Here is a 21,861-nt window from a genome sequence, read left to right as displayed (position 1 = left end):
CCCACTGAGCCGCTCTCGACCGTGCGAACCCACCCCGGCCCCAACCGCGGGTTCCGGCCGGTGGGGACCGGTCCGGCCCTTCGGCGGAAGGGCCGGACCGGTCCGTTTCCCGACGCCCCTCGTCCGGCACCCACTCGGGTGCCGGACGAGGGGCGTCGGCATGCGCGCCGTCTTCTGAGGACCGACGCGGCGGCCGCCCGGCCCGCGGGACGCGTGCGTCCGGGTCAGTCGGCCCGGTCGGCCCGGAGCAGCAGCACGGCCACGTCGTCGACTCGCTCGTGGGTGGCCGTGCTGTGCCGCACGAGATCGTCGGCCAGCCCGTCCAGCGGTCGGTCCCCGGCCTCGGCCAGTCGGCGCCCGAGATCCGCGAGCGCGTCCTCGATGTCGACGCCGGGCGACTCGATCAGACCGTCGGTGTAGAGGACGAGGACGGAGCCGGGGGCCATGCTCACCTCCGTCGTCGGATAGGTGGCCGCGCCGTCGATGCCCAGCAACGGACCGCCCGCCAGGTCGAGCACCCGTACCCGCCCGTCCGGCCGGCGCAGCAGCGGCGGCGGATGTCCCGCCCGGGCCATCACGGCCCGCCCCCGCCCCGGGTCGAGCCGCAGATACAGACAGCTGGCGAACAGATCGGAGCCGAGGTCGATCAGCAGCCGGTTGGTGCTGCGCATGACCTCCTCCGGCGGCTGCCCGACCGCGGTGTAGGCACGCACGGCGGTACGGATCTGCCCCATCAGCCCCGCCGCCGTCACGTTGTGGCCCTGAACGTCCCCGATCACGGCAGCCGCGAGCCCCCGCGTCGGCACCAGGTCGTAGAAGTCACCGCCGATCTCCATGCCCTGCGTGGCCGGCAAATAACGCGCCGCCGCCTCGATGCCCGGCAACGACGGCACCGAGTGCGGCAGCAGCGCCTCCTGCAGACCGTGCGCGAGTTGCTGCTTGGCGTCGTAGAGCATCGCCCGCTCCAGCGCCTGGGCGATCAGCCCGCCCAGGCTGTTCAGCACCGCCCGCTCGTCCGCCGGGAAGGGGTGCGGCTCGGGATAGGCCAGCACACAGATGCCCACCGGGCGGCCGGAGGCGATCAGGGGCAGGTACGCCCAGGCGGCGAAGTCGTCGGGAGGCTCGTGCCGACCCGGATACAGGCGCTCCAACTGCTCCCGGGACTCGAAGAAGCCGGGCACCCCGTTGGCCAGGACGTGCGTACCGGGGGTCCGTTCCGTCAGCGGCAGCCCGTCGAACCGCTCCACGACGTGCGGATCCGCGTATCCGCGATGCCCCAGCACATGCAGCCGGCCCGCCCGGGACCCGAGGAGCACCAGGGCGTGACTGCCCACGGCGGGCGCGATCTCGTCCGCCACCAGCTGCACCACGTCCTGCACGCCGGCCGCCTCGGTGAGCGCGCCGGCCAGGCTCAGCACCTGGGAGATGGTGACCAGCCGGGGCGAGGCGTCGCCGGGCCGCGGTCCGGACCGCTCCATCTCCGCCACGGCCCGTGCCCGGCTGATCCGCACGCTCAGCCCGTTCGTGCTCGGATACATCCGGAACGAGAGCCACTCGCCGGGCGGCCGCAGCGCCACGAACGAGGTGCTGTGCTGGCTGATCAGCGCGGCCCGGTAACGGTCCTCGTACACCGGGTCGTTGAGCCAGGGCACCGACGCCCACAGCTGGGAACCGAGCAGATCGCGGGCCGGGACGCCGATCAGCTCGGCCGCGGCCGTGTTGGCGAAGGTGATCCGCCCGTCCAGATCCAGCGAGCACAGCCCGTACGGCAGTCGCGCCACCATCCGCGCCGCCTCCACGGTGCCGAGCGTCCCCGCCGCGCCGCCCAGCGCGGGCGCGGCGAGCAGCTCCTGTTCGGTGTGCGGCGGGACGCTCTCCTCGACGGCCCGCTCCAGCCGCACGGCGAGCCGGTCGCAGGATGCCGTCAGATGGTCCCGCTCGCGGTCGGACAGCTCCGGCGGATGTGACCCGGGCCAGGTCACGAACACCGACCCGTACACCTTCGACTCGGTGGCCACGGGAACGGCGGCCAGCGCGAAGGGGTACGGCAGCACCACCGCGATCCGCGGAAAGCGGGCCGCCATCTCCTGCTCCCCGCCGACCCACACCAGCCGCCGTTCGCGGGCCGCCTCGGCCACCGGGATCGGCGCGCTCAGCCCGACCCGTTCCCAGGGCGCCGCGAACGCGCGGGGCAGCCCCGCCATCACCGCCATCTCCAGCACCTTGCCGTCGGGCGCCAGCAGGTAGACCGCGCCGGAGTGCGCGTGGACCTCGTCCATCATCGCGGTGAGCGCCAGCGACAGCAGCGGTCGGCCGACCCGGGTCCTGGCGCTCACCGGCGTGTGGGCGGACGACTGTCCCTCGGACACGCCGACCACCTCCTCGCAGGGCCGCGCGACGGGTCTGTGGGATCAAATCTCCCCCTTGGCGGCCCGCCGTGCACGGCGAGGGCCCGCCGGGCCGTCCGAGACCGGCCGCGGGAGGGCACAACCCGTACCCGGGGCACGGTGAGCGCCGTGGTTACCCCGTTGCGCCCGGCACATGCCCCCACATTCGATGCGCGCGGCGGTGTGCGGGCGCCGGGTATGCGCCCCCGCGCCCCCTGATGGCCGGTTCTCCGCCCTCGCGAAGTGTCAGGGGCGCGAACAATGGGGCACGCGTTCTCCACCATGAATGGGTGTACGGCGAGCTGAAGGGGTGGCAGTGATCCGGGTGCTTCTGGTGCACGACGAGTGTCTGATGCGATCGGTACTGGCGGAATGGTTGTGCCGGGACCCGGAGTTGCGGGTGTTCGACACCACGTGGCGCGGCGCGCGCGACCGGGTGCGCTCCGTCCGCCCGGACGTCTGCGCGGCCGACCTGGAGTGCTCGGACACCTACGGCATCCCGCCGCTCGGCGACCTGTCCGTGCGGGGCCCGGACCCCCTCGCGCCGGGGCTGCTCGTGCTGGCCTCCGCGAACCGGCCCGGACTGCTGAAGCGGGCTGCCGAGGCGGGGGCACTCGGCTACGTCGACAAGGAGGGCTCGCCGGAGAACCTGGTCCGTGGAATCCGGCTGGTCGCCGAGAGGAAACGTTTCGTCGACGACTCGCTCGGCTTCGGTTTCCTCAAGGCCGCGCAGATGCCGCTGACCCGAAGAGAGCTCAGTGTGTTAACCCTCGCGGCGGAGGGAGCCTCCGTCGCGGAGATCGCCGGGAACCTGCACCTGTCCCACGGGACCGTGCGCAACTACATGGCGGCCATCACGCGCAAGACCGGGGCCCGCAACCGCATCGACGCGATCCGGATCTCGCAGGGAGAGGGCTGGCTGTGACCGCTCCGGACACCCGGGCGTCCAGCCGCCGACCAGTTCGCGGTACGGCGTCGAACGGCGTACCAGCTCGTCATGGGTGCCGTACGCCGTGTGCCGCCCGTCCATGACCAGGACCCGCTGGGCCCGCCGGGCCGAGCTGATGCGGTGGGCGACGATGACCAGGGTGCCGCCCGGGCGCGCCGCGAAGGCCCGCTCGGCGCGTTCCTCCGCCACCGGGTCCAGATGACAGGTGGCCTCGTCGAGCAGGGTGAGCGGGGCGTACGACAGATAGGCGCGGGTCAGGGCGACGAGTTGCCGCTCGCCCGCGGACAGCGCCGCCGGATCCACCGGGGCCGAGGGCCCGCCGAGCGCTTCGAGCAGCGGGAGCAGCCCGACCGCCTCCGCCGCGGCGCACAGCTCCCGCTCGGGGACGGGATCCGGCCGGAACAGACCGAGGTTCTCGGCGAGGCTGCCGGTGACGACGTAGGCCTCCTGCGGGACGAGCACCCGCAGCGCGGCGGCCTCCGGTCCTGGGACCGGCCTCCCGTGGATACGGATCGTGCCGCGACGAGGGGTGAGCAGTCCGGCGACCAGTGCGGTGAGCGTGGACTTCCCGATGCCGCTCGGGCCCACCACGGCCAGGTGCCCGCCGGACGGAAGGGTGAGGTCGAGGTCCTCGACGACGGGCGCGCTGTGCGGGCCGTAGGCGAAGGCGACGGAGGTGAGGGACAGGGCGGGGTGGCTCGGCGGTGTCGGGGGGCCGGAGAGCCCCGAGGGTCCCGGGAGAACAGGTGAGCCGTGCTGCTCGGTGGGCCCGTCGGGAGCCGGCCGGCCGTGGCCGCTCGCCTCCGGTGTGGCGCTGCTGTCCCGGACCAGTCGTCGCAGTACCACCACCAGGCGGGAGCCGCTGGTGCCCAGGCCGTGCACCAGGTCGCGCAGGGCGGGGAGGAGGGACTGGGTGACGTAGGCGAGGGCGCCGACCAGGGCGCCCGTGGTGACACCGTGGGCGAGGAGCCAGGGCGCGGTGACGAGCAGCAGCAGGATCGGCAGCTGGCCGCCGAGCGTGAGGGAGGCCACCCGCAGCACGCTCCAGCGCGCGAGTGAGCGCGCGGCCCGCAGCTCGGCGTCGATCCGGTCACCCGTCCCGGCCGCGATCTGCTGCTCGGCGCCGGTCGCGGTGATGTCCCGCAGGCCCGGACAGACGGTTCCGAGACCCTCGGCCAGTGCCTCGTCAGCGACCAGGAACGTCTCCTGGCGGCGGGCCAGCGGGCGGAGCGTCGCCGCGAACAGGGCCGTTCCGGCGAGCAGCGGAGGGCCCACGACCAGCAGGAGCAGCGGGTCGAGCGAGAACAGGCCGACGAGCGCGCCGACCGTGGTGAACAGGAAGGAACGCGACACCATCACCAGCCCGGCGAAGGTGTCCCGGGCGATCTCCACCTGCTGGGTGAGCCCGGACAGCGCCCCGCCGTCCGCCTCCCGCACCCCGCGCGCCACGACCCGGGTGACGAGCCGGTCCCGGAGCGGTTCCACCAGCGCGGCCACCGCCGCGTACACCCGGGCGGTACCGTACGCGCCGACGACGACCCCGATCCCGGCCACCGCGAGCCAGCCGAGCCCGACCTCCGTCCGTCCGGCCAGGAATCCCTCGTCCAGGGCGCGCGCGGGCGCGTACCCGGTGAGGAAGGTCTGCCCGGTCTCCAGCACGGACCAGCCCCCGAGCCGCCCGAGAACCCGCCGCCTGTCCCGCAGGAAGCGGAACCCGAGCCGAAACAGCCCCTCGGTCACGACGACACCGCTTTCCCGGGCGCTCCAGGTGTTTCGGGCGTGCCGAGTTCCCGGAGCGCGTCGGCCTCGGAGGGTTTTCTGGATCCCCCGGGCCCGTCCCCCTCCCCGAACACCGCCCGGTACCCCGCATCCCGCCACAGCTCCTCGTGCGGTCCCACCGCTCGCACGCGCCCCCCGTCCAGCCAGGCCACCAGGTCCGCGCGCGCCGCCGTCGCCGCGCGGTGGGCGATCAGGAGCCGGGTGGTGCCCGGGCCGTCGCCCAGCAGGGCCCGGGTGATGTGCGCCTCGGTCACCGTGTCGAGGCTGGAGAGGGCGTCGTCGAGGATGAGCAGTCGGCCGCCGTGGGCGAACGCCCTTGCCAGGCCCAGGCGTTGGGACTCACCTCCGGAGCGTGGCGCGTCGGCGACTGCGGTGGCGTAGCCGTCGGGCAGACGGCGGACGAAGTCGTCGGCGCGAGCCGTACGGGCCGCGTCCCGGACGCGCGTGGGGGAGGGGGACGCCAGGCCGAGCCCGATCGCGTCCTCGACGGTGGTGCCGAGCAGCGCGGGGCGTTCGAAGGCGTGACTGATCGCGCGCCGCAGCTCGGCGTGGCTCAGTTCACGCAGCGGCACCTCGTCCAGCAGCACCTCCCCGGCGTCGGGGTCGGTGAGCCGCCCGGCGACCGCGGCGAGCAGCGACTTCCCCGCGCCCGACCGGCCGACCACCGCGAGGGTCGTCCCGCCGGGCACCAGCAGGTCGACGCCGTCGAGCACCGCCCTCCCGCCGCGCCGGGCGACCACACCGCGCAGCTCCAGCCGGCCCGGACCGGCCGGCAGCCGCCGGGATCCGTAGGCGGGCACGGCTTCGGTCAGGAGCTCGCCGAGGCGTCCGGTCGCCGCACGGGCCCGGGCCAGGCCGGAGAGCTGTCCGACGAGCACACCGACGCCGGCGGCGAGGACCGCGTACCGGGAGGCGGCGAGCACCTCGCCGACCGTCAGCCGATGCCGGGCGAGCAGAACGCCGGCCACGGCGACGATCCCGAGCTGGAGCAGCGGGGCGACGGCGACGGCCTGCCCGGCGGCCCGCCCCTGCACCTGCCACATACGGTGGCCGGAGCGGGACAGTTCGGGCAGTGGCCGCAGGATCCGTGCCGTCTCCCGGTCCGCCGTACCGGCTGCCTGGATCGTGCGGTGGCCGCCGAGGGCCTCCGCGAGCGCGGACGCGATGCGCCCCTGCACTTCCTGGTAGCGGGTCACGCACTCCGTGGTGTCCCGGGCCAGGGTGCGCAGCAACACGGCGAGCACCGGTGCTCCGGCGAGGAACACGGCCGCGAGCCACGGGTCGATCAGGGCCAGCGCCACCATCGCGCCGACCGGTCCGGCGAGCGCGGCGAGCAGTGCGGCGCGCGCGGCCGGTGCCGTTCCGGCCTGTGCGGCGTTGCCGACCAGACGGGCGACCAGGTCACCGGACCCGAAGCGGGCCGCCGCCCGTGGGCCGACGGCCAGCACGTGTCCGGTGAGCCGGCGCCGCAGCCAGGCGGTGGTGCGGGCGTCCACGGTGCCGCTCAGCACGGTCTGGCACGCGTCGAGAAGGGCGAGCAGCAGGACGAGCCCGGCGCAGTACAGCACCCAGCGGTTCGCCGGGGCCCGCGCGAGCAGCAGGTCCAGGGCCCGGCCCAGGGCGGTCGGCAGCAACAGTCCGGCCCCGGTCGCGGCCGTGCTCACCAGGCACAGCACCACACAGCGGCCGCCGCTGTGCCGGGCGGCGTCCCGGCCGAGCGCTCCGAAAGGCGCCGAGGAGTCGGCGTTCCGAGTCGTCATGCGGCTGCTGGCCTCGCATCCGATAGCGGAAGAGCGGAAAGCGGTGCGCGGGGGAGCGGAAAGAGCAGAGGTGGAAAAAGGGGACGCCGGGCGGTCCCTCCCTCGTGGGAGCGGACCGCCCGGAGCCCTCAGGCGCTCGTCAGAGACAGAGCAGAACGCTGGCCGCGCTGATGCAGGACAGCAGGCTCACCGTGCTGTTGCCGCCGCCACCGGTGTGCTCGTCGGACTCCATCGTCTGAAGGTCGAGAAGTGCCATGTCGTTTCTCCTTGTGTGTCGTCCGTGGGGACGGGGTTGAATCACGACTCCGACAGGTCTGCGGAACCGTGCTGTGGGGGCCGCCCGAGCGGCGGCAGGAACGGCAGGTGAGCGGATTCCCGGGCGTCGAGGGCCGCGCCGAGCGCGAGCAGGCACCCTGCCGTTCCGGTGCCCAGGTCCATCGACAACCGCATCATCTGGTGCCCGGGAAAGGCGAGTTGGCCCTGGTAGGACATCGCGAACCAGCCGAGCCCGGCGATCTGTTCGCCGAGCCGTTCGGTGTCGGCGCCCGGTGTGCCGGTCCGGGCCAGGTGCAGGATCATCCCGGCGCGGCCCTGGAAGAGGCCCGGCTGTGCGTAGAAGCGTGAGGTGGCGGACGTCAGTACGCCGGCGCGGGCCCGCTCGAACTCGTCGACGACGTCGGCCGGACCGCCGTCGCTGCCGCCGAGGGCGCCCAACACCCCGTCGCTGTCGGTGACTTGGGCGAGCCAGTCGTCAAGGACCATCCCGATGCCCACGCTGCCGTCGCCGAGGTAGGGCAGGGTCCGCCAGCCCTCGTCGACCTCCAGCGCGCCGCCCTCGCGGGTCGCGCAGCACTCCAGGTCCCGTCTCAGCGCCACCCCCGCCGCCGTCAACAACCGTCGCTCGCCGGTGAGTTCGTACTGCCGCAGCAGGAACAGCGCGGGCCCGCTCGCACCCCGCAGCAGCCCCGCCCGCCGTTTCCGTGGGCTGTCCGGCAGTGGCTCCGCGAGTCGTCGTACGAGGATGTCGGCGGCCTCCGCGGCACGCTCCCGCAGCTCCGGTTCACCGGTCGTGCGGGCCAGTTCACCGAGGACCAGGCCGAGGCCGGCCAGCCCGCCGTGCAGGTCGGAGGAGAGGTTCTGCCACCGTTCCTTCAGGATCCCGTCGACCAGGTCGAGGGCCCGCTGCCGGTGGCCGAGCCGGTCCAGGACGTGGGCGACGCCCGCCAGACCGTCGTACAGACCCAGCGGTGTGCCCGCGGGCGGCGGCGCGGTGCGCGCGAGGAGCCAGCGCTCGCCCTCCTCGTACCGCTCGGCGCCGACCGCGTCCAGCGTGTACAGCACACCGGCCGCTCCATGGGCGAGGCCGAGGCCACCGCCGTCGGAGAACTGGACGATGTCACCGGGGAAGAGGCGGTCGTCGCGTTCCGGGGTGGCCGAGGCGAGCAGAGCCTTGACCATCGAGTCACGGCTGTAGGGCCAGTCCCCGGGGTCCACGAACGCGGCGGCGTCCACGGGGGAGACCCGCTCCACGGGGGAGGCGGCGGGCCGCGGGGACGAGGGCCGTGGTGACGACGTGCGCGCGTCCACGTCCCGGGTGATCTCCGCGACCGCCTCGTCGAGGAACTCCCGCGGGACGTCCGGAAACTGACGGATGATCACTTCTGCCAGGTGGGCCGCCTTGCCCCGGTCGACCACGAACAGCGTGGTGACGGGCATGAACAGGGCCAGCCGCAGGCAGGCCAGCGCGTAACGGTCGACGTCGACGCCCGTGCGGTCCGGCGGGGCGAAGAAGCCCGGGTGCGCCACCACCTGGCGGCCCTGCTCGGAGACGGGGGCCGCGGCCTCGAAGTCGAGCAGCGACACCGACTCCTCGTCGGGCGCCACCATGATGTTGAAGACATGCAGGTCGTTGAAGACGATCCCGCGCTCGTGCACCGCCCGCACCGCCCGTTCCACCGCCCCGTGGATCCGCACCGCCCATGCCGCGTAGGAGGCCAGCGCCGCCGGATCGGGATCCGGGGTCAGCAGCGGGTGCCGCTCGGCGAAGAACGAGTTGAGCGGGCGGCCCTCCAGGAAGTCCATGACCAGGAAGCGGTGGTCGCCGAGGGTGAACCAGTCCCGCACCTCCGGCACCACACCCGTCCCCGACACCTGCTCCAGGGCGTACTTCTCCCGCTCCAGGCGGGCGATCGCGTCGGCCCCGTCGGAGGCCAGCCCCGCGTGCGGCCGTCCCTCCTTCAGCACGACCTTGCTGCCGTCCCGGGTGTCGGTGCCCGCGTAGACCCCGCCGCCGTTGGAGAAGTGCAACGCCTTCTCGATCCGGTACGGCAGCTCGCCCACCGTCGTGGTGTTGCGGGCCGCCAGATGCGGCTCCAGGAAGGCCGGCAGGGTCACCCATTCCGGCACCTGGAACGACGGCGCCCGCCGGTCCGGCACCAGCCGGCCCTCGCCGTCCCGCACCGCCGGTACCAGCGAACCGCGCTCGTCGACGACGAAGGTGCGCGCGAACGCGCCGTAACGGACGTACAGCGGACCGTCGTACCAGCGCAGATCGGTGAGGATGTACGGCCCCTCGTAGCCCTTCAGCAGATCGCCCAGCTCACGCAGGACGAGGTGCAGCTGCTCCTCGTCGGCCGGGTACACGGTGACGAACTTGCCGCTGGTGTCGCGGCCCGCGTACTTCGTGTTGCGCAGGTGCAGCAGGTGCGGGCCCGGCACGAACTTGAACGGGATGCGCCGGGGCACGCAGTAGTCCCAGACGATCGCGGCGATCTCCTCGGCGTTCGCCCGGGTGGCCGAGGCGTGGATCTTCCAGCCCTGGGCCGGGCCGGACACCGGCGAGCCGTCCGCGTCGAGCGGCGTCAGCGTGAGCCAGTCGCCGATCCGCGCCGCGTCCCACCCCTCGGGCACCGGACGCCGTGCCGTCTCGTACCCGGGCGCCGCCTCCTGCCCTCCCACGGACAGCCGGTCCGGCGTCTCGTAGAAGTGTCTGTCGGCGAGCGCGTACACCTCGTACCGCTTGTCCATGCGTCCCCCTCCCATGGCGACGGCAAGAGCCTTCCAGTGAGGGGGTGGCCACGGACAGTCACGGCTGTCACGAGCTCACCGTGCGGAACGCATGCGTCAAGTCATGTTCGGACGGTTTCGAACGTCGGTGCCCCGCGGACCCCACGGACCGCCCACAGGGGCTGCGCGGGTGGCGCATACGCGCTGTAATGGCGAATGTGGTCAGTGAGGGCGCTGCGGACGGAGGAAGGCGACCGCCGCATGCCGAAGTCGCGCTGAAAACGCTCACGGCCGACCCCGACTCACCCGAACGGCTGCGCCATGTACTCGAACTGGCGCTCGTCTTCGCCGGGGCGAGCTTCGCCGCCGTGTACGCCCCGGAAGAGGGCGGCGATCCGCTGCGCCTGGTGGAGGCGGTGGGCCTGCCGAGGAGGCTGTACGGGCTGCGCGACAGCTATCCGCGCACCGGCCGCTCCCCGGTGGCCGAGGCCCTGCGCGCCGGGCGGCCGGTGTGGCTCGGCCCGGACGAACTCGCCGACTGCCCGGAGTCCCGGCGGGCCGGGCCGCGGGAGTTCTTCCTGGCGGCGCTGCCCGCGCGGGGCGACGGCGGCGAGGCCTGTCTGCTCGCGGTGAGCGAGGAGAAGGCCGGCTTCGAACCCGACGAGCGAGCCTGCCTCGAACTGATCGCGGACGCCGTCTCCCACCCCGCCCTGGTCCAGCCCGCCGAGGGCGTAGACCTGGCCTCGGGCGCCTTCAGCCTCGCCATGGACAGCGGCCGGGTGGAGGTCGGGGAGGAGGTCCTGGAGCTGTTCGGTTTCGGTGCCGAGGGCGCGGAGGAATTCGACGGCAAGATCGAGACGCTGCTGCGGCTGACCGTGCCGGAGGACCTGCCCTCGCTGATGTCCGTCGTCGAGGCCGACCACATGTCCATCGGCGACCGTGAGCTGGAGTTCCGGGTGCTGCAGCCCTCCGGCCCGCCCAAGTGGCTGCGGCTGCGCGGACGCCTCGTGCCGGGCGGCGAGGGCCGGCCCGTACGTCTGGAGGGCACCGTCACTGACGCCTCCAAGCTGCGGTCCGACGTCACCGACGTGGCCCGGGTGCAGCGCCTGGCCGCGGCCCTCGCCATCGCCGGCACGGTCCGCGACGTCAGTCAGGCGGTGGTCTCCGCGCTGCGGGGCCCGCTGCGGGCCGACCGGATCGCGCTCGCCGAGCTGGAGAACGACCGCCTCGTCGTCACCGTCCTCGACCCGCCCGAACAGGAGGCCTGGCCCGACCTGTGGCGTCGGGAGTGGCGCAGCGAGTGGCCCGACGCCCCGGTGCGCACGATGCCCACCCTCGCCGCCGCCCTGCGCGAGGGCCGCGCCCAGATCTGGCCCGCCGGCACCGTCCTGGAGCCCGCCCTCGCCGACGTCGGCCCCGGCGGCCTGGCCGTACTGCCCCTGCCCGCCGTGGGCCGCATGGCCGGAGCCTGCCTGATCGGCTGGGACGCCCCGCACGACTTCGGCCCCGACGAACGCGCCCTGCTCACCGCCTCCGCGGGTCTCGCCGGGCAGGCCCTGATGCGCGCCCACGCCTTCGACGCCGAGCACGAGCTCGTCGGCATGCTCCAGCGCCAGCTGCTGCCCCGCCGGCTGCCCGAGCTGCCCGGCGCGGTCGCCGTCACCCGCTATCTGCCGAGCACGGCCGGTCTGGAACTCGGCGGCGACTGGTACGACGTCATCCCGCTGCCCGACAACCATGTCGCCCTCGTCATCGGCGACGTCCAGGGCCACAGCGCGGCCGCCGCGACCCTCATGGGCCAGATGCGGACCGCGCTGCGGGCCTACGCCGTCGAGGGCCACCCGCCCGACGTGGTGGTCTCGCGCGCCAACCGGCTCCTCGCCGACCTGGAGACCGACCTCTTCGCCACCTGCGCCTATGTCGACGTCGACCTGGAGGAGGGCTCCGCCTGGTGCGTGCGCGCCGGTCACCTGCCACCGGTGCTGCGTCACCCGGACGGCGCAACGGAGATCGCCGAAGCGGAGGGCGGACCGCCGCTCGGCGTGCTGACCGAGGCCGACTTCCCGATGAGCCCCCTCAGGCTGCAGCCCGGCACGGTCCTCGCGCTGACCACGGACGGCCTGGTCGAGTCCGTGGAGACCGACATCGACGCCGGCATGGAACGCCTCGCCCGCGATCTGGCCGCCTTGGACACCGCCGACCTCGGACTCATGGCCGACGCCCTGCTCGGCAACGCGCGCCGCAGCGACGACGTCGCCCTGCTCCTGGTCCGCTACGACGGCATGGCCTCCCGCCCGCAACGCGAGAGCTGGACGGTGTGGCGCGTCCCCCAGGCCGTCGGACACACCCGCCGGTTCACCCGCCGCACCCTGCGGGCCTGGGGCGTCCCGGACGACGCCCTGGACACCGTCCTGCTCGTCGTCTCCGAACTCGTCACCAACGCCCTGGTGCACACCGACGGCCGGGTCCGCCTCGACCTCACCCGCGTCAACCACCTGCTGCGCGTCGCCGTCGCCGACTCCTCCCCGCGCACCCCCGTCAAGCCGACCAGTGTCAGCTGGGACGCCACCGGCGGCCGCGGCATCCTCCTCGTCGAGGCCATGTCGGCGGCCTGGGGTGCCGTGCCCGTCAGCGGCGGCAAGCAGGTGTGGAGCGAGATCGCACTGACCGGCTGACGACGCCCGGCCGCCCCCCGGGCCCCCACCTGAGCGCCCGATCGGGGACATCGGACCCGATCGGACGTTCGACCGCCGCGGGTTTATTCGGGCCGTCGTCGGGGACCCGGATGCACGGCACCGAAGGACGAAGCCGCCCCGGTCCGCGGTGGGCCGGAGGCAGGACGGCACACAGAAGGAAGATGAAGCGCTGTGACCGCGCAGACAAGTGAGCAACCAGTAGTCCGCAGGCCCGAGACGGGCTGGTCGAGGGCCCGCCGCCTGCGCGGCGTCCGTGCTCTGCGTACCTGCCTCCCGGCGGTCGAGGAGAACAACGCGCCCCGCCCGGCGCAGACCGGCACCGAGGGGAACATTTTCCGGGGCGAGGACTGAACCCTCCCGCTCCTCCTGTCGTCCTCTTAACCGACGAGCTGCCCAATCGCCATGGCGCGTTCCCCGTACGTGAGGCAACGCACTAAGGTGAAGCAGATGAAGGCACTCGTGCTGTCCGGGGGCGCCGGCACCCGGTTGCGACCGATCACGCACACCTCCGCCAAACAGCTGGTCCCCGTGGCGAACAAGCCCGTCCTCTTCTACGGCCTCGAGTCCATCGCGGCGGCCGGGATCACCGAGGTGGGCATGATCGTCGGGGACACCGCCGCGGAGATCCAGGAGGCCGTCGGGGACGGCTCGAAGTTCGGTCTGGAGATCACCTGCATCCCCCAGGAACGCCCCCTGGGACTCGCCCACGCGGTGCTGATCGCCCGGGACTTCCTCGGCGACGACGACTTCGTCATGTACCTCGGCGACAACTTCATCGTCGGCGGCATCAGCGACCTCGTCGACGAGTTCCGCGGCAACCGGCCCGACGCCCAGATCCTGCTCACCCAGGTACCCGACCCGCGGTCCTTCGGCGTCGCCGAACTCGGCCCGGACGGGCAGGTCATCGGCCTGGAGGAGAAACCCGAGCACCCCCGCAGCGACCTCGCCCTGGTCGGCGTGTACCTGTTCACGCCGCTGATCCATGAGGCGGTGCGCGCGATCGAACCGTCCTGGCGGGGCGAGTTGGAGATCACCCACGCCATCCAGCACCTCATCGACAACCGCTCCGACGTCCGCTCCACGGTCATCACCGGCTACTGGAAGGACACCGGGAACGTCGCGGACATGCTGGAGGTGAACCGGCGGGTCCTGGAGACCCTGGACCGCCGCATCGACGGCGAGGTCGACGAGCACTCCGAGACCATCGGGAGAGTGGTGCTGGAGGAGGGAGCACGCGTCTCGAACTCGCGTGTCGTCGGGCCGGTCGTCATCGGCTCCGGCACAGTGGTCAGTGACTCCTACGTCGGCCCCTTCACCTCCGTCGCGGAGAACTGCCGGATCACCGACAGCGAGCTGGAGTTCTCGATCGTGCTGCGGGACTCGTCGATCCGTGGCGTGGGCAGGATCGAGGCCTCACTGATCGGCCGCCATGTCGAGGTGACCCCGGCGCCCAGCGTGCCCAGTGCCCACCGTCTCGTCCTCGGAGATCACAGCAAGGTGCAGATCCATTCATGAACCTTCTCGTCACCGGAGCCGCCGGGTTCATCGGCTCCACCTACGTGCGTACGCTCCTCGCGTCCGACGAACCCGACGCCCCCCGCATCACCGTGCTGGACAAGCTCACCTACGCCGGCACCCTCGACAACCTCGAACTCGACCATCCCCGGCTGGAGTTCGTGCAGGGCGACATCCGTGACGCCGAACTCGTCGACAAGCTGACGGCGGACGCCGACCAGGTCGTGCACTTCGCCGCCGAGTCGCACGTGGACCGCTCGATCACCGGCGCGGACGACTTCGTCCTCACCAACGTGGTGGGCACCCAGACCCTCCTGGACGCGTCCCTGCGTCAGGGTGTGCGGACCTTCGTGCACATCTCCACCGACGAGGTCTACGGCTCCATCGAGCGGGGCTCCTGGCCCGAGGAGCACCCCCTGCGGCCCAGCTCCCCGTACTCCGCCTCCAAGGCCTCCTCCGACCTGCTGGCCCTGGCCTACCACCACACCCACGGGCTGGACGTGCGCGTCACCCGGTGCTCCAACAACTACGGGCCGCACCAGTTCCCCGAGAAGGTCATCCCGCTGTTCGTCACCAACCTCCTCGACGGGAAGAACGTCCCGCTGTACGGAGAGGGCCTCAACGTCCGCGACTGGCTGCACGTCGAGGACCACTGCCAGGGCGTCGAACTGGTCCGCACCAGGGGCCGCGCGGGCGAGGTGTACAACATCGGCGGCGGCACCGAGCTCAGCAACAAGGAGCTGACCGGCCTGCTTCTCGAAGCCTGCGGCGCGGACTGGGACCGGGTGGACCGCGTCACCGACCGCAAGGGCCACGACCTGCGGTACTCCGTCGACTGGACGAAGATCCGCGACGAGCTGGGCTACCGGCCCCGGCACGACTTCGCGGCCGGCCTCGCCGACACCGTCGCCTGGTACCGGGACAACCGCGCCTGGTGGGAGCCCCTGAAGCGACGCGCGCAGGGCCTGTCATGAGGTGGCTGATCACCGGTGCCGGCGGCATGCTCGGCCGTGACGTCGTCGAGGAACTCCGCGGCCGCGGCGAAGAGGTGACCGGCCTGGACCGTGCGGCCCTCGACATCACCCGGCCCGACGCCGTCGAGGACGCCCTCGCCGAGCACCGGCCCGACATCGTGGTCAACTGCGCGGCCTACACCGCCGTCGACGACGCCGAGACCGACGAGGAACGCGCCCTCGCGATCAACGGCGACGGCCCGCGCCTGCTGGCCCGTGCCGCCGCCGGACAGGGCGCACGGCTGGTCCACGTCTCCACCGACTACGTCTTCTCCGGCGACGCCCGCACCACCCCCTACCCGGAGGACCACGAGCCCGCACCCCGCACCGCGTACGGTCGCACCAAGCTCGCCGGGGAACGCGCCGTGCTGCGGGAACTCCCCGGCGCGAGTGTCGTCCTGCGCACCGCGTGGCTGTACGGCGTGCACGGACGCAGCTTCGTCCGTACGATGACCGAACTCGAAGCCCGTCGTGACACCGTCGACGTCGTCGACGACCAGCGCGGGCAGCCGACCTGGAGCGCGGACGTCGCCGAGCGCGTCGCCGACCTCGGCCCCCGGATCGGCACGGACGCGAGCGGTATCCTGCACGCCACCAACTCCGGCGAGTCCACCTGGTACGACCTGGCCCGCGAGGTGTTCCGTCTCCTCGGGGCCGACCCGGACCGGGTGCGCCCCGTCGGCAGCGCGGCCTTCGTCCGGCCCGCACCCCGACCCGCCTACAGCGCCCTAGCGCACGGCCGCTGGCAGCACCTTGGCCTGCCGCCGCTGCGTGACTGGCGTTCCGCCCTGCCCGAAGCCCTACCCCGGATCCGCAAGGAGTCGCACGCGTGAAACGTCATGAGTTCCTCCGGGAGCTGCACAAGGTCAGCGCCAACCGCAACTACCTGGAGATCGGCGTCAACGACGGCCGCAGCCTGACGTTGTCCCGCGTCCCCAGCATCGCCATCGACCCCGCCTTCAAGGTGGTCAGCGAGATCCGTTGCGACGTCCACCTGGTGAAGGCCACCAGCGACGACTTCTTCGCCCGCGAGAACCCCCTCGCGCACCTCAAGGGCGGCCGGCACCCGGTGCGCAACCTGCGCCGCGGCCGCAGCCCGATCGGTTACTGGCGGGGCACCACCCTCGACCTGTCGTTCATCGACGGCATGCACCTGTTCGAGTACGCGCTGCGCGACTTCATGAACGTGGAGAAGCACTCCGACTGGGGAAGCGTGATCGTCCTCGACGACATGCTGCCGCGCAACATCGACGAGGCCGCCCGCGACCGGCACACCGGCGCCTGGACCGGCGACGTCTACAAGGTCGTGGAGATCCTCAACCGCTACCGCCCCGACCTGGTCACCGTCCTCGTCGACACGCAGCCCACCGGTCAGCTCGTCGTCTTCGGCGCCGACCCGGAGAACACCGTGCTGGACGAGAAGTACGACGAGATCATCGCCGAGTTCGAGGTGCCCGACCCGCAGAAGGTGCCCGAGGCGATCCTGGAGCGGGTGCAGGCGGTGACCCCCGAGACGCTGGTCCAGGCGCCGTTCTGGCGTCCGCTGGTGCGGGCCCGCAACCTCGGCATCCGGCGCTCCCGGGGCTGGGAGCCGCTGCGCAAGGCACTGGAGCAGCTGGCCGTCAGCCGCTGAACCCCGGGCCGCGCAGGCCCTCGTACCTCAGGCGGAGCGGGTCCGGTACCGCGGAAGCGGGCCGGACCCGCTCCGCCTCGGCGTGCGGCGCCCTGTCGTGAAGTGAAGGCGAGCGGCCGGCCCGCGCGAGGCGCGGGCCCTCCCCGGTGGCCCCGCGGAACTTCTCGCCGCTGAGCCACCGGGCAGGCGCGCCGCTCAGGCCCTCTTCGTCCTGACCCGGGCCGCCGTGGAACGGACCCGGACAAGGACCTGCCGCGCCCGCCGTGCGAGCCGCCGTGCGACGCTCGGCCCGGACGGGCGTACCACCTGCGCTCCGCCCGCCCCGGCGCGCACCGCGACCGGCAGCGCGAAGAAGCGCCGCTCGTCCGCCTTCGGCGCCGGACAGAGCATGACCTGCCGGGCCGCGCCCGTGAGGTCACCGGCGGGCAGTACGGCCTCCAGCCGCGCCCGGGAGCCGTCCGGGGACAGTGTGCCGGGGATGTCCGAGGAGGTCGGGCGGGTGAGCCGGAGCAGCACCTCGGTGTCGCCGGGCACATGCAGCGGCAGGAACGCGCGCAGCCGGTCGCCGGTGACGGTGACGTCGTCGGCGCCGAGCCCGAACAGGCCGAGACGCTTGGTCGCGCGGTCCACGTCCAGGGCGAGATTGCCCCGGTCGGTCCAGTACGGCAGCAGTACCCGGTCGGCCACCACACCGGCCGAGGTGGCCGCCCGGCTCTTGCGGGGCACGGGGCCGAGCCGGCACTCCTTGGTCCAGCCGCCCAGCTTGACGCGGACATGGACGTCCCACAGGCCGTTGCCCGGCGCGATGCCCCCGGCCGCGGTGGCGGGATCGACGGTGGCGGTGGCCCGCAGCACCAGCCGGACCCCCTCGCCGTCCTCCACCGGGACGATCTCCCGGGTGAACTCGACCGGCTGGAAGTACTGCGCCGAGCTGGCACGTTCGCGGACCATCAGGTCCGCCTTGGCCTTCCCGAACTGCTCGACGGTGTCGGCACCCACCCGTGCGACCGCCTCGGTCACGTCCCGCGGCGGACCGGCGGGCGCGGCGCCGGTCCGGGTGGCCGGGAACGTCATCGGCTGCCCGCCGAGCCGGTACTCGGCAGTCAGGTCGATCTTCAGCGAGCCGTCCTCCCACCGGACGGGCCCCGGCTCGGCGCGCACGGCGACCGAGGCCTCCCACTCGGCGAACGCCACGACGTCGTCGAACCGGTCGGCGGCGATCAGGTCGGCGATGATCCGCTGGGTCAGCGGCAGCCCGGCCGCGACGCCGGGCTCGAAACGCTCCACGACCACACCGCGGATCTCCTCGAAGAGCTCCTTGCGGTAGTCCTCGGGTGCGTTCAGCAGACGTCGGCCGCGCATCCGCTCGACCATCTCGTTGCGCAGCCAGCGCCGGTGGAGCCGGTCCCGCAGCGCGCCCGGCTGGGTGTAGCGCTCGACGACGTCGAGGGCCTCGCGCAGGTTCCTGAAGTAGCCGACCGGGTCGAAGCGCTGGAAGCCCGCGTTGGAGGCGTCGTCGCGTTTGACGTGGTAGTAGCAGACGTAGTCGCTGAGCACCGAGACGTTGTCCGCGCGCAGGAACGCCTCGGTGACGAAGACGTGGTCCTCCAGCCGCCGTCGCCCCTCGGGGAAGCGCAGCCCGATGTCGTCGAGGAACGCCCGCCGGAACATCTTGTGCGGGGTGAGGCTGTCGATCAGCGGGGCGTTCTCGACGCCGGCGTGCGGATGGTTGCGGCGGAACAGCTCCACCGGCACCGGACGGCCCTTGCCGGCCATCTTGCCGATGACGACGTCGGCGCCGTTGGCCACGCCGTAGTCGTACATCCGCTCCAGGGCCTCGTCGCCGAGGTAGTCGTCGTTGTCGACGAACATGACGTACGTGCCCTCGGAGGCGGCGATACCGACGTTGCGGGGCTTGCCCGACCAGCCGGAGTTCTCCTGGTGGATCACCTTGACCTGCGGGTTCTCGGCGGCGAGCGCGTCGAGCCGGGCGGGGGTGTCGTCGGTGGAGCCGTCGTCGACGAAGACCATTTCGTACTCGTCGGACGGTAGCGACTGCCTCAGCAGTGAGGCGATGCAGTCCTCGATGTAGATCCCCGGGTTGTAGACGGGAACAATGACGCTGACTTTGACCGGCATCGGCCTCCGGGCCCCCCTTGGGTCGCTTGCCGCGTGGCGATTTGGGCTGCTACGCGTGGGCAGATGCTAACGCCACCGGGCACGCCGCCCACCTCCGGCCCCCCCGACAGCGCAACCAAGTGATCCGGTCAGCCCAGTGGATCGGCCGGTGCGTCCGGAATCAGAGCCGTCGCTCCCTCACCCGAACGAGAGCGGAACCGCCGGGTTCCTGCCAGGCGGGACTTTCGCAACACGCCCTAGGCTGACCCCGTGCGTCTGCTGCTGATGAGTGACACCCACCTCCCCAAGCGCGCCAAGGAACTCCCCGCGCCGCTGCTCGCCGAACTCCCGCGTGCCGACGTGGTGTTCCACGCCGGGGACTGGGTCGACACCGCCACCCTGGACCTGCTGGAGAGCCGCAGTCGCCGGCTCGTCGCCGTGTACGGCAACAACGACGGTCCGCAGCTCCGCGCCCGGCTGCCCGAGATCGCCCACGCCGACCTGGAGGGCCTGCGTTTCGCCGTCGTCCATGAGACGGGCCCCGCCCAGGGGCGTGAGGCACGCTGCGCCGCCCGCTTCCCGGACGCGGACGTCCTGGTCTTCGGGCACAGTCACATCCCCTGGGACACCACCGCCCGCACCGGGCTCCGGCTGCTCAACCCGGGTTCCCCGACCGACCGCCGCCGTCAGCCCCACCACACCTACATGACCGCGTCCGTGGCGGACGGCACGCTCACGGACGTGACCCTGCACCCGCTGCCGCCGCGCTAGCGGGCCGCCGCCCCCGCCGGAGCCGAGAGGTGGGGACGCCTGGCCGGGCGTAATTCCGTTGCCTCGGTGGCTCCGGACCTGCTGCACTTCACATGACCTTGTCACCGCACGATCCAGGAGCACCCATGCGCGCACCGTCCATGTCCACCCCGGAAGGAATGACCCCCTCTTCAAAGGACATGACGCTTCGTGCACATGCTCAACCTCGGAATCCTCGCCCATGTCGACGCGGGTAAGACCAGCCTGACCGAGCGCCTGCTGCACTCGGTCGGTGTGATCGACGAGATCGGCAGCGTCGACACCGGAAACACGCAGACCGACACCCTCGAGCTGGAGCGCCGGCGCGGGATCACCATCAAGTCCGCCGTCGTGTCCTTCGCGCTCGACGACGTGACGGTCAACCTGATCGACACCCCGGGCCACCCGGACTTCATCGCCGAGGTGGAGCGGGTGCTCGGGGTCCTCGACGGGGCCGTGCTGGTCGTCTCCGCGGTGGAGGGCGTCCAGGCGCAGACCCGGGTGCTCATGCGCACCCTGCGACGCCTGCGCATTCCCACCCTGGTCTTCGTCAACAAGGTCGACCGACGGGGCGCCCGCCACGAGGGCGTGCTGCGGGCCGTGTCCGAACGGCTCACCCCGGCCGTCGTCCCGATGGGAACGGTCACCGGACTCGGCACCCGGGAAGCCCGCTTCGCCCCCGGTCTCGGCCCGGCCGCGCTCGATGTGCTCACCGACCAGGACGACGACCTGCTGGCTGCCTATGTCGAGGGGACGCTCTGCGACGCGCGGCTCCACGCGGCCCTCGCCGCCCGGACCCGGCGTGCCCTGGTGCACCCCGTGTTCTTCGGCTCCGCCGTCACGGGCGCGGGCGTGCCCGAACTGATCACCGGGATCAGGGAGTTGCTGCCCGCCGCCGGCGGTGATCCCGACGGCCCCGTCTCCGGCACGGTGTTCAAGGTCGAGCGGGGCCCGGCGGGGGAGAAGATCGCGTACGCCCGGATGTTCTCCGGAACCCTGCGCGCCCGCGACCGCGTGCCCTACGCGGACGCCCGCGAGGAGGGCCGGATCACCGCGATCAGCGTCTTCGACCAGGGCACCGACGTCCGCCGGGACGCGGTCCGCGCGGGCCGGATCGCCAAGGTGTGGGGTCTCGCGGACGTCCGGATCGGCGACGCCCTCGGTGAACCCCGCGGGGCCGACGGCCACTTCTTCGCCCCGCCGACCCTGGAAACGGTCGTCGTCCCCGGGCCGGGCACCGACCGAGGGGCCCTGCACCTCGCGCTCACCCGACTCGCCGAACAGGACCCGCTGATCGACCTGCGGCACGACGAGATCCGGCGGGAGACGTCCGTGTCCCTCTACGGCGAGGTGCAGAAGGAGGTCGTCCAGGCCACCCTCGCCGAGGAGTTCGGACTCGACGTCACCTTCCGGGAGACCACACCCCTGTGCGTGGAGAAACCAGCCGGTACGGGCGCGGCCGTCGAGTTCAACGGGAAGGACGACAACCCCTTCCTCGCCACCGTCGGTCTGCGCGTCGAGCCCGCCCCGGCCGGAGCGGGGGTGGACTTCCGGCTGGCGGTCGAACTCGGCTCCATGCCGTACGCCTTCTTCAAGGCCATCGAGGACACCGTGCGCGACACCCTCGGCCAGGGCCTGCACGGCTGGCAGGTCGCCGACTGCACGGTCACCCTGACCGACTGCGGTTACTCGCCCCGCCAGAGCCACGCCCACCAGGGCTTCGACAAGAGCATGTCCAGCACCGGCGCGGACTTCCGCGGGCTGACCCCGCTGGTGCTGACCGAGGCCCTGCGCCGGGCCGGCACCACGGTCCACGAGCCGATGCACCGCTTCCGCCTCGAGGCCCCCGCGGACACCGTCGGGGCTCTGCTGCCCGTGCTGGCCGCCCTGCGTGCCGTACCGCGGACCACCCGGACGGATGGCGACTCCGCCGTACTGGAGGGTGCGATTCCGGCGGACCGGGTACATGAACTGGAACAGCGACTTCCGGGTCTCACCCGGGGCGAGGGCGAACTGGAGAGTTCTTTCGACCACTACGCACCGGTCACGCGAGGCGCGGTGCCGAGCCGGGCGCGTACCGACCACAACCCGCTGAACAGGAAGGAGTACCTGCTGAGGGTGACACGCCGGACCGGCGGATGACTGTCCGCCCCCTGCGGCGGTGGACGAATGTGAAACTTACTCATCAGTCAGAAGCTGTTGACTGTTTCATGAAA

At 72.6% G+C, this 21,861-nt stretch carries 14 protein-coding genes and 1 pseudogene; 9 read left to right on the top strand and 6 right to left on the bottom strand.

The annotated features are described in order from the left end of the window. Positions 1–224 precede the first annotated feature (224 nt). Positions 225–2,378, bottom strand: coding sequence for a SpoIIE family protein phosphatase (locus tag ACFYRY_RS25510; protein WP_389149921.1), 2,154 nt, complete (start codon positions 2,376–2,378; stop codon positions 225–227). A gap of 295 nt (positions 2,379–2,673) precedes the next feature. On the opposite strand from ACFYRY_RS25510, the pseudogene ACFYRY_RS25505 reads away from it, so the two are divergent. Beyond that, a pseudogene (locus ACFYRY_RS25505) lies at positions 2,674–3,228 on the top strand (LuxR C-terminal-related transcriptional regulator); the annotation flags it as partial. Here the strand turns inward: ACFYRY_RS25505 and ACFYRY_RS25500 are convergent. The 4 genes from ACFYRY_RS25500 to lanKC all read right to left on the bottom strand — a co-directional run bounded on the left by ACFYRY_RS25500 (position 3,151) and on the right by lanKC (position 9,902). Further along, complete coding sequence (locus ACFYRY_RS25500; protein ID WP_389149918.1) at positions 3,151–5,076, bottom strand: ATP-binding cassette domain-containing protein; 1,926 nt, start codon at positions 5,074–5,076, stop codon at positions 3,151–3,153. The pseudogene ACFYRY_RS25505 and the gene ACFYRY_RS25500 sit on opposite strands and share 78 nt — an antisense overlap. Then, the gene (locus ACFYRY_RS25495; protein ID WP_389149915.1) at positions 5,073–6,875 is read right to left on the bottom strand and encodes an ABC transporter ATP-binding protein; all 1,803 of its coding nucleotides are present in this window, start codon (positions 6,873–6,875) and stop codon (positions 5,073–5,075) included. Before ACFYRY_RS25495 ends, ACFYRY_RS25500 begins: the two co-directional genes overlap by 4 nt. 139 nt (positions 6,876–7,014) lie before the next feature. Continuing rightward, positions 7,015–7,131, bottom strand: a complete 117-nt coding sequence (locus ACFYRY_RS25490; protein ID WP_054233519.1) for a SapB/AmfS family lanthipeptide — start codon at positions 7,129–7,131, stop codon at positions 7,015–7,017. A 41-nt stretch (positions 7,132–7,172) separates the two neighbouring features. After that, positions 7,173–9,902, bottom strand: coding sequence for a class III lanthionine synthetase LanKC (gene lanKC / locus ACFYRY_RS25485; protein WP_389149913.1), 2,730 nt, complete (start codon positions 9,900–9,902; stop codon positions 7,173–7,175). Between the two features lie 188 nt (positions 9,903–10,090). Between lanKC and ACFYRY_RS25480 the strand changes: the two genes are divergently transcribed. The 6 genes from ACFYRY_RS25480 to ACFYRY_RS25455 all read left to right on the top strand — a co-directional run bounded on the left by ACFYRY_RS25480 (position 10,091) and on the right by ACFYRY_RS25455 (position 16,738). Continuing rightward, entirely contained in the window at positions 10,091–12,556 is a 2,466-nt protein-coding gene (locus tag ACFYRY_RS25480; RefSeq protein WP_389149910.1) for a SpoIIE family protein phosphatase, read from the top strand. A gap of 192 nt (positions 12,557–12,748) precedes the next feature. Next, positions 12,749–12,928 (top strand): hypothetical protein, encoded by a 180-nt coding sequence (locus ACFYRY_RS25475; RefSeq protein WP_389149908.1) that lies wholly within the window; start codon positions 12,749–12,751, stop codon positions 12,926–12,928. A 96-nt stretch (positions 12,929–13,024) separates the two neighbouring features. Then, a complete protein-coding gene (locus ACFYRY_RS25470) occupies positions 13,025–14,092 on the top strand; it encodes a glucose-1-phosphate thymidylyltransferase (protein ID WP_389149905.1) in 1,068 nt (355 codons plus the stop codon). Beyond that, positions 14,089–15,066, top strand: coding sequence for a dTDP-glucose 4,6-dehydratase (gene rfbB, locus ACFYRY_RS25465; protein WP_389149902.1), 978 nt, complete (start codon positions 14,089–14,091; stop codon positions 15,064–15,066). Before ACFYRY_RS25470 ends, rfbB begins: the two co-directional genes overlap by 4 nt. Next, positions 15,063–15,938: a dTDP-4-dehydrorhamnose reductase gene (gene rfbD / locus ACFYRY_RS25460; RefSeq protein WP_389149900.1), complete on the top strand. Its 876-nt coding sequence runs from the start codon at positions 15,063–15,065 to the stop codon at positions 15,936–15,938. Before rfbB ends, rfbD begins: the two co-directional genes overlap by 4 nt. Beyond that, positions 15,935–16,738, top strand: a complete 804-nt coding sequence (locus ACFYRY_RS25455; RefSeq protein ID WP_389149898.1) for a class I SAM-dependent methyltransferase — start codon at positions 15,935–15,937, stop codon at positions 16,736–16,738. Before rfbD ends, ACFYRY_RS25455 begins: the two co-directional genes overlap by 4 nt. A gap of 195 nt (positions 16,739–16,933) precedes the next feature. Here ACFYRY_RS25455 and ACFYRY_RS25450 read toward each other — a convergent pair whose 3' ends face one another. Beyond that, on the bottom strand, positions 16,934–18,877 hold the full coding sequence (locus ACFYRY_RS25450; RefSeq protein WP_389149895.1) for a glycosyltransferase family 2 protein: 1,944 nt from the start codon (positions 18,875–18,877) through the stop codon (positions 16,934–16,936). Positions 18,878–19,126: 249 nt separating this feature from the next. Between ACFYRY_RS25450 and ACFYRY_RS25445 the strand changes: the two genes are divergently transcribed. Further along, complete coding sequence (locus tag ACFYRY_RS25445) at positions 19,127–19,627, top strand: metallophosphoesterase family protein (RefSeq protein ID WP_389149893.1); 501 nt, start codon at positions 19,127–19,129, stop codon at positions 19,625–19,627. A gap of 189 nt (positions 19,628–19,816) precedes the next feature. After that, entirely contained in the window at positions 19,817–21,787 is a 1,971-nt protein-coding gene (locus tag ACFYRY_RS25440) for a GTP-binding protein (RefSeq protein ID WP_389149890.1), read from the top strand. Positions 21,788–21,861 lie beyond the last annotated feature (74 nt).

Origin of the sequence: Streptomyces sp. NPDC005263, from assembly GCF_042872365.1 — a bacterium.
Classification (GTDB): Bacteria; Actinomycetota; Actinomycetes; order Streptomycetales; family Streptomycetaceae; genus Streptomyces.
Note: the sequence above shows the minus strand (reverse complement) of the source record. Positions and strands in the feature narration are given on the sequence as shown.

Excerpts from the sequence above, each read along its gene's own strand:
- ACFYRY_RS25480 (WP_389149910.1), top strand. The coding sequence starts at position 10,091 with ATGGCGAATGTGGTCAGTGAGGGCGCTGCGGACGGAGGAAGGCGACCG.
- lanKC (WP_389149913.1), bottom strand. The coding sequence starts at position 9,902 with ATGGACAAGCGGTACGAGGTGTACGCGCTCGCCGACAGACACTTCTAC.
- ACFYRY_RS25490 (WP_054233519.1), bottom strand. The coding sequence starts at position 7,131 with ATGGCACTTCTCGACCTTCAGACGATGGAGTCCGACGAGCACACCGGT.
- rfbD (WP_389149900.1), top strand. The coding sequence starts at position 15,063 with ATGAGGTGGCTGATCACCGGTGCCGGCGGCATGCTCGGCCGTGACGTC.
- ACFYRY_RS25450 (WP_389149895.1), bottom strand. The coding sequence starts at position 18,877 with ATGCCGGTCAAAGTCAGCGTCATTGTTCCCGTCTACAACCCGGGGATC.
- ACFYRY_RS25495 (WP_389149915.1), bottom strand. The coding sequence starts at position 6,875 with ATGACGACTCGGAACGCCGACTCCTCGGCGCCTTTCGGAGCGCTCGGC.
- ACFYRY_RS25470 (WP_389149905.1), top strand. The coding sequence starts at position 13,025 with ATGAAGGCACTCGTGCTGTCCGGGGGCGCCGGCACCCGGTTGCGACCG.
- rfbB (WP_389149902.1), top strand. The coding sequence starts at position 14,089 with ATGAACCTTCTCGTCACCGGAGCCGCCGGGTTCATCGGCTCCACCTAC.